This is a genomic window from Streptomyces chiangmaiensis (genome assembly GCF_036281785.1).
Lineage (GTDB): Bacteria > Actinomycetota > Actinomycetes > Streptomycetales > Streptomycetaceae > Streptomyces > Streptomyces chiangmaiensis.
Genome location: NZ_JAYWVC010000294.1, coordinates 1 through 7,369, shown reverse-complemented (window position 1 = coordinate 7,369; position 7,369 = coordinate 1). Strand labels below are relative to the sequence as shown.

Below are 7,369 nucleotides of genomic sequence, written 5' to 3'. Positions count from 1 at the left end.
ACGCCGCGGCGATCTCGCCGTCCGTTTCCAGCCCGGGCTGATCCGCAGCGAGGTCGGGGCGCTGGGGCGTCATGGCGAGTCGGGGTCGCGTTCCGCGGTGAGGTCGCCCAGGGCGATGACGCCGACCGGTCGGCCGTTGTCGACGACCGGGAGCCAGCGCAGCGCCTTGGACCGCATCAGCTGCACGGCTCTGCCGACATCGTCGTCGGGGGCGACGGTGATCAGCTCGCCGCTGCACGCCTCGGCCACGGTCCGACTGGTCCCGTTGCTGCCGTCGGCAAGAATGCACATGATCAGGTCCTGGTCGGTGACCAGCCCGCGCAGTCGGCCGTTGTCGACCACCAGCACGGCGCCAATATTTTCGTCCCGCATCACGGTGGCGATCTGCTGCACCAACCTGCTTGGGCCCACCACGAGGGGCTGGTCGGTCATGACCTCACGAACCTGCTGAGCCACCTGCTCCTCCCTTGCCATCGAACGTCTCATCAGCCGATCCCTGGCCGGGGGCCGTCACCAGCGGATACCACCGGCGTGCGCCGCCTACGTGCCCGGCGGCAACCTCTCCCCCCTTGCGGGTGCCCGCCACAGGCTGCGGGACCACGCCACCGTCACCCTCCCCGGTACACGCCGCCGATCGGGAGGCCGTAGCCCCAGTGGATGTCCGGCTTTGCAGGCCGCAGGAGGGATCTATCCGGTCATGGAGGGGGCGAAGGGGGACAGGGCCGGGGCGAGCTGCGTGCCGGGGGCCAGGCCGAGGGCGGTGAGGGCGTCGGGCAGGCCGCGCCCGGTGCGGGCCGCGTCCAGTGTTCCCGGGGCGGCCAGTGGGCGGCAGCTGGCGGCGATGATTTCGAACAGGTGCTGCACCCGGCCGGGTCCGCGGGGCTGCAGCTGGCCGTGGAAGTCCTCGTGGTGGGCGAGCACGAGCGCGGCCAGGCCTGCGACGTGGGCGGAGGCGGTGCTGGTGCCCTCGAGGGCGGTGTAGCCGCCCCGGGGGGCGCAGGAGAGGACCGACACGCCGGGGGCGGCCGCATTCACTCCGGGGCCGTGGCAGCTGAAGGGCGCGGCGAACAGCCCTTCCGGGCTCAACTGCGGCCCCACGTGGGTGGCTTGGGAGGTGTCGGGTGGGTAGGTGCCGAAGGCCCCCAGCGCGCCCACGGCGAACACGGTGGGCAGCGAGGCGGGGAAGGCGACCGGTCCGCCGTTGTCGCCCGCCGGGGCGATGCAGGCGATCCCCGCCGCGGTGGCGTCGGCGAGTTTGCGGGAGACCAGCGCCGAGGGGTACGGGGTTGCCACCTGGATGTGGGCGATGTCGACCTCGCGCTCGATGCAGTGGTCCAAGCCGGCGATCAGGTCGCTGAAATGCCCGTCGGGCATCACCTGGCAGACCTCGAGCTCGGCGTCGACGGCGATGCCGATGACGCCCTTGCCGGTGTCCGCCCCGGCGATGACGCCAGCCGCGTGGGTACCGGTGCCGACCGGGTCGTGGGCCCAGCCCTCCTTCGTGTCGCGCACGAGGTCGGCGCCGGAGCGCACCCGGTCCTTCAGGTCGGGGTGGTCGATGCTCACGCCCGTACCGATGAGTGCGATCTTGATGCCGAAGGCGCGGTACGTGGGCGGTAGCCGGTCCAGCCGCATCGCCTGCTGGCCCCAGCCGTAACTCTGGCGTTCCTCCAGCCCGGGGTAGACCTTGGCCAGCGGGGTGAGGGTGACGAGGTTTTCCTGGGTCGCCGACAGGTCGGGGCGGTGGATCCAGCGGTCGGTGTAGTCGCCCATGGGCCGGACGTACAGGTGCTGGATGGACTGTGCGGTCTCCGTCGCCAGGGTCAGGGTGACCGTCCCGTCGGCGGCGGTGATGCCCTGGCTGGGCCAGGTCGCTCCGATCAGGAACACCCCGGCGGCGGCCAGCGGTTCGCCGTCCGGGCCGCACACGCGCAGCGAGATCTCCACGGGCTTGTCCAGAGGTGTGACCAGCCCCGGGTCGCGCAGCGGCAGCATCCCTGCTGCCGGCATGGCGGCGGGTGCGGTTGCGGACAGCGGCAGGTCCGGTTCGATGTGCACGTGCAGCGTCCGCATCGCTGGAACCTGGTCCTCGGCCGCTTCGACGACCACGAGTTCGGGGCAGGAGGGCTGCAGTCCCGTGGACTGCAGCTTCTCCGACGGGGTGAGTCTGCGGACCACCGTGACCTCGGGCATCCGCTCCAGCTGGTCGCACACCACGTCCATGCTCAGTTCGGGCACTCCCGGCGGGAGCAGATGCTGCGGCAGCGGTGCCACCATGAACCGCCGTCGGCGCGGCTGTACCGCGATCGGTGACGGTGCACCCTTCTTACGCGGCGCCGCCTCCTCCTCGGGGCCCTTCCCGCCGGCCCCCACACCCTCCGCTTCACTCTGGCGGTTGTTCCGGGGCCTGTTTCCGGGCCTGTCCTTGACCATCACGTCCACCTTCACCACGCCTGCATCGGTCTGTGAGCTTCTGATCTGGATGACGGCTCGCGCTTGCACTGTGCGGTGTGCCCGGGAATCAGCCCCGGGCACACCACACAGCGCGCCGCCTCGCATCAGCCGATGCCGAAGGGCTGACCGATCTGGCCAAAGCCGAAGCCGGGCTGCTGGTACTGCTGCTGCGGGTACGGCTGGCCGAATGGCTGCTGGCCGAACTGGGGCTGGCCGAAGCCGCCGCCCCACAGCTGCTGGCCGGGCTGGCTCTGCTGCACCAGAGCCAGGATCGTGGTCGGCAGCGCCTGCTGCACGGCCTGCTCCACCGCGCTACGCACGCCCTGGCGCAGCGTGCGGTCCAGCGCGACAGCCAGGTACGGGTGAGCCTGGGGGGCCAGGCCCTGCTGCTGCAGCTGCTGCTGGACCTGCTGGATCTGCTGCAGCGTCTGCTGCATGCGCTGCGCGACCTGCTGGCTCGCCTGCTGGCAGGCCTGCTGGATCGCCTGCTGGACCACCTGCGCGAGCTGCTGCTGCGGCCCGGCGATCTGCTGGCCGAACTGCTGCAGGGGCGGGGTAGCGGTCATCACCGACATGAATGCTCTCCGTTCGATGCCATGGGAAAGCCAACATGGGAGGACAATGTTGGCTTTTTCAGAATGATTCCGACGCGCTGAAGCTATGGTGACGTCGCTCCGCCCGCAATCGGGCGAGCCGCCCGGAAGGGAGATTCCCCCCGATCGGATCCGGCGACCGGCGAACCGGCCGGGGACGCGGCAGGATGAGCTGCTGGAGGTGGCCGACAACCGTGCGGGCGGCACACACTCACTGTCTGGTGTCGGCGGCCGGGGGCTATGAGGCGACCACCGGGCGTTGTTCGCCGCCACACCTCCAAGATTCTGAACGACACTCCCTGCACATATCACCGAGCATCACGGAGAACGTGCATAGATTAGGCACGGCCGTACAGCGCTACGCGGTGAGGCAACACCCGACTGGCCGAGCTCCCGCGGTCTTCGGGGCACTTGGGATATGGGGTAATTGGCAGCCCGACGGTTTCTGGTTCCGTCAGTTCAGGTTTGAGTCCTGGTATCCCAGCCAGCGCGGAGGCAGCTCGGGCGTGTGCTCTGACTGGTTCACGCAGGCCCGCTGCGCGAGCACGGTTTCCACGTCTACCGGCTGGCCAAACTATGCCGCGGCCAGCTACCCGGCCGCCCTGGCCACGCCCGCAGTGCAGTGGCTCGGGCCTGTCGCCGAGATGAGCGACCTGATCTTCTCCCGCATCGATGCCGCCACTGCGCGCACCGTACGCTCCAGGCGCCCGCGCCTGCCACGGCCAGCCCGCCCACGACCGTCGCTCGGAAGGCAGCCTTCGCGGGGGAGAGCGGAGCGGAGACCAGTGCGCCTTGCCCGTTGGTCCAGACGGTGATGCGGGTCCCGACGCCGGCGTTTGGCGGCACCCGGGTCCGCCCGGTGGTGCACGGAGCCGTCCGGTGCCGTCCAGCTTACGGTGGCGCGTATCTGTGGGAATTCCAACGTTCGGGCGGGCCCGTCGTCCGCCGTGTCCTGGGTGACGACGGCCGAAACCTTCTGCTGCCCGGCCCGCTCCCGGGCAAGGCCCGACGCGACCGCGCTCGCGGACACCACGCCGGCCAGCACACCGCCCACGACGGCGAGCGCCCACGCGATGAGCACCACCCACGCTTCGACGACGTCACTGCGCCGCCGGAGCGGGTTGCGCCGCAGGCGCCAGCAGCGCACCGCCGTACGATGTGTCCTCCGCATCATCGCCGGCACCTCCTCGAGAGAGGAAAGGCGGCCCTCAGCTCCAGTGTGCTGCGCCCGGGGGATCTGCTCGCCGCCCCGCCTGGCCAGCCGATGGTCAGCCGGTAGGGCAGGCACCGCTCGGAGTACTCGATGGCACCCTGCTCGTCCCACAGCCGCGAAGCGCCGGCCAGGATGGGGGAGCCGATGCGCAAGGCGCCGGGCAGCCGTCTCTTAAGCGCCCGGCCGAGCGTGCCCGCGGGCCCCATCGCGCCGGGGCGGTGGAATGTGGGACACGCCGACCGCGCTGCCTCGACCGCTCGGCTGCTTCCGCCCCATACTCTCGGGCGCTGTGACGCTGACAGACGGAAGATACTGGCTGGGGCCGTCGACCGGCCGATTGTTGATCAAGACTGGTCGCGCCGGGCTGGGCCGCAAGGCGGGGCACGACCTCACGATCGAGGTAACCCGGTGGTCCGGCGAGGCGGTGATTGCCGCAGGCGACCCCGACAGGTCATGGGTGAATGTGACCGTTGAGGCGGATTCGCTGGAAGTCCGGGAGGGAGCGGGTGGGCTGAAACCGCTCACCGATACCGACCGGGCCGAGATCAAACGGACCCTGGGGGACAAGGCCCTGCTGCATACCGCAGCGCACCCCGTGATCAACTTCCGCTCCACTGGCATCAGGGGGACTCCGCAGTCCTTCGAGATCACCGGGGAGCTCACCATCAAGGACCGCACCCGCCCTGTGACGGTACATGGGAAGGGCAACGGCGACGGACTCGTCCGCGGCTGGGCGACCGTCACGCAGTCCACCTGGGGAATCAAGCCCTACACCGCGTTTCTGGGCGCACTACGGCTGGCCGATGATGTCCGGGTGGAATTCGATGTAACCCGGCTCGAACCGGCAAACGGACCTGGCCACTGAGGTCCCACCGTCTGGCTCGGCCCTCCGGCTGCAGTCGCCGATCGGTCGCGGTCCCTGCTCGCGCGGCGCACCATGCCGGGTGTCGATGCATTCGCGCCACAGCAACGTCGGGACGGGCGGCTGCTCGATGCGCTGCGAATGCGAAGGCCGTCTCCAGCCCGTGGGCGCACGGCGGCGAGATTCAGAGCAGGGGAGAAGCCACAGCCTGTCAGGTACGCCGCACGGCCGGGGGCAAGTGGAGCAGTGACATAACCCTGCGGTTACCAGCATGGCGCTGGTGGCGAAGGGCCTACGCTGGTGGCCGCATCCTGCCTGATGGTCGCGATCTCCGTGGGCGCCCTCGCCGTCGTCTCATCCACGCTGACCTCCCCGGAATGCCAGAACATCGCCCGGGCTGTTTTCGACCGGTGAATGAGGGCCACTCGGGCAGGTTGATCATGAGCCACCTGCTCCGTTCGTGAAGGTAGTGGACTCCTCACAGGTTCTTGATCGGCAACGAGAACGGGAGCCACCCCTATCGAGTGACTTCCGAAGCCGGCGGGAAGCAAGGCGGGTGTCGGACGACGAGGCAGGCTAACGGCTCGTTAGATTTGTCCTGGGTCCTTCGGGTCGCGTCCCTCGACGAACGGCCGACGTTTGTACTCCCCAACGAGCTGTTCCAGGTGCTCGGCCGGGCACACGACGACCATGCGCCTGCCGGTCATGCCAGTAGATCGCCGAGGAGTCCCGCACGAACGCGTACTCCCTCCTCTCCGCGATCATGGTCCCGCACCGATCGCAGATCTCAGGCTGGGCCCGTTCTTCACCGCCGTTTTCCGGCCCGCTGCCCACGCTTACGGCCAGCACGTCCCGTCGGGCGTCGGCGGAAGTCCGGAAGCCTCCCTCAGTGCTGGCATCACCGTGGACGGTTCTCCGCTGGCCACCCACCGGAAGCAGGCCACCATCATCAGCTCGTAGACGTTCTCCCGCACGAACCCGTCCACGATGCCCCGGCCACCGGAGCGTTCCCGCACCACGACAGTGCCCAGTTCGCCCTCGGTCACGAGCTGCTGAAAGGTCCCGGAATCGGGATAACCTGAGAGCACGTACACCCAGTGACTCATGCCTGCCCTCCTACCGGGAGACAACGATCACGCCATTGATCAGACACGGCTTGATCCGTCCGAGGGATTTCGGAAGTCCGGCGCAGTGACCGCGCCCTTGCTGGCGCGGGCGGCCTTCACAGAGGAGAGGCTGACCCTCTCCAACATCGCCACACCGGGAGACAACGACTGGGTTCAGAAACCCGTAGCCGACACCCCCTGGACTCCGAGAAGGAAGACCAGGGACTGTCGGCCATGACAGGGCGCTCCCGGAACTGACCTGTCCAGCCCCGTCCCAGACCGGAAAGAGAACCGGCAACCCGCAAGTCACGCCGGTGACGCGCGTGTCACCGGGACCAACGCCACGCCCGCGAGCAGAGTCACGGTGCCGTCAATCACCCGAGTCAACACCTCTGGACCGGCCAGGCCGGACACCCTCGTCCCGGGCCCGCGGCGAACGTGCGTCCGGCTCAGCCTGGACCACGTCCCTCTGGCACTTGAGGCAAAGCTCGTGTTCCCCCTCGCCATTGACCACGGTCCCCCACCCCCGGCACTCCTCACAGTCACGGGCGCAGACCGGGTTGGCGTAGGGAATCGACTGGGAGCCTCCGTCAGCCCCGGGGGCTATGCGCAAGGAACCCCTCGATGATGTTGCAGGTTCAAGAGCAGACGGACGCGGTCTTCATCGAGGCCAGGCCCCGGCCTCACGACGGCGGTCGCGACGGCCGCTTCTACCTGACGAGCAGTCAGGTCATCGGCGGCGTCGAGATGGGCCGGCAGGGACGCAACCTGCAGCTTCACCTTGATCGCCGCTACACCGGGGGTGAGACTCCCTTGGACCACCCGACCAGTGGTCTCAAAGACATACGCTCAGGAAGCACTAAATCTTGTGATTAGTGACAGTATGGGTACTGAATTCCGAGAATCCTGATGGTTACTTAGCCAGGCATTGTCTGGCACTGCTTTAAGCCTCTTCCCACTTGCCAGTACGGGAAGGAAGAGAACACGTGAGCGACATCGAGCGGGAGCCGACTACGGTCGAAGGGACAGAGGTAGAAGCTCCCAAGGAATCAGCAACCACAACAACCATTACGACAACTACGACAACGACCACGACAACTTCAGCTGAGGAGGCCGAAGCACCCCCCGCCGAGGGCGAAGC

General features: G+C 68.6%; 7 protein-coding genes and 1 tRNA gene. 3 read left to right on the top strand and 5 right to left on the bottom strand.

The genetic code is table 11. The features are described 5' to 3' along the window. Positions 1-69: 69 nt before the first annotated feature. The 3 genes from VXC91_RS40385 to VXC91_RS40375 all read right to left on the bottom strand — a co-directional run bounded on the left by VXC91_RS40385 (position 70) and on the right by VXC91_RS40375 (position 3,029). Positions 70-456, bottom strand: coding sequence for a CBS domain-containing protein (locus tag VXC91_RS40385; protein ID WP_329512347.1), 387 nt, complete (start codon positions 454-456; stop codon positions 70-72). Positions 457-687: 231 nt separating this feature from the next. Beyond that, complete coding sequence (locus tag VXC91_RS40380) at positions 688-2,433, bottom strand: S8 family serine peptidase (RefSeq protein WP_329512346.1); 1,746 nt, start codon at positions 2,431-2,433, stop codon at positions 688-690. Positions 2,434-2,558: 125 nt separating this feature from the next. Next, positions 2,559-3,029: a hypothetical protein gene (locus VXC91_RS40375; RefSeq protein WP_329512345.1), complete on the bottom strand. Its 471-nt coding sequence runs from the start codon at positions 3,027-3,029 to the stop codon at positions 2,559-2,561. A 430-nt stretch (positions 3,030-3,459) separates the two neighbouring features. On the opposite strand from VXC91_RS40375, the gene VXC91_RS40370 reads away from it, so the two are divergent. Further along, positions 3,460-3,534: transfer RNA gene (locus VXC91_RS40370), tRNA-Gln, on the top strand. A 102-nt stretch (positions 3,535-3,636) separates the two neighbouring features. On the opposite strand, the gene VXC91_RS40365 is transcribed toward VXC91_RS40370, so the two are convergent. Then, positions 3,637-4,221, bottom strand: a complete 585-nt coding sequence (locus VXC91_RS40365; protein WP_329512344.1) for an Rv1733c family protein — start codon at positions 4,219-4,221, stop codon at positions 3,637-3,639. A 328-nt stretch (positions 4,222-4,549) separates the two neighbouring features. Between VXC91_RS40365 and VXC91_RS40360 the strand changes: the two genes are divergently transcribed. Further along, positions 4,550-5,125 carry a YceI family protein gene (locus tag VXC91_RS40360; protein ID WP_329512343.1) on the top strand — a complete coding sequence of 192 codons (576 nt, stop codon included), beginning with the start codon at positions 4,550-4,552 and terminating at the stop codon, positions 5,123-5,125. An 833-nt stretch (positions 5,126-5,958) separates the two neighbouring features. On the opposite strand, the gene VXC91_RS40355 is transcribed toward VXC91_RS40360, so the two are convergent. Next, positions 5,959-6,228 carry a hypothetical protein gene (locus tag VXC91_RS40355; protein ID WP_329512342.1) on the bottom strand — a complete coding sequence of 90 codons (270 nt, stop codon included), beginning with the start codon at positions 6,226-6,228 and terminating at the stop codon, positions 5,959-5,961. 624 nt (positions 6,229-6,852) lie between these two features. On the opposite strand from VXC91_RS40355, the gene VXC91_RS40350 reads away from it, so the two are divergent. Continuing rightward, a complete protein-coding gene (locus VXC91_RS40350; protein WP_329512341.1) occupies positions 6,853-7,104 on the top strand; it encodes a hypothetical protein in 252 nt (83 codons plus the stop codon). The last annotated feature ends 265 nt before the right edge of the window (positions 7,105-7,369 follow it).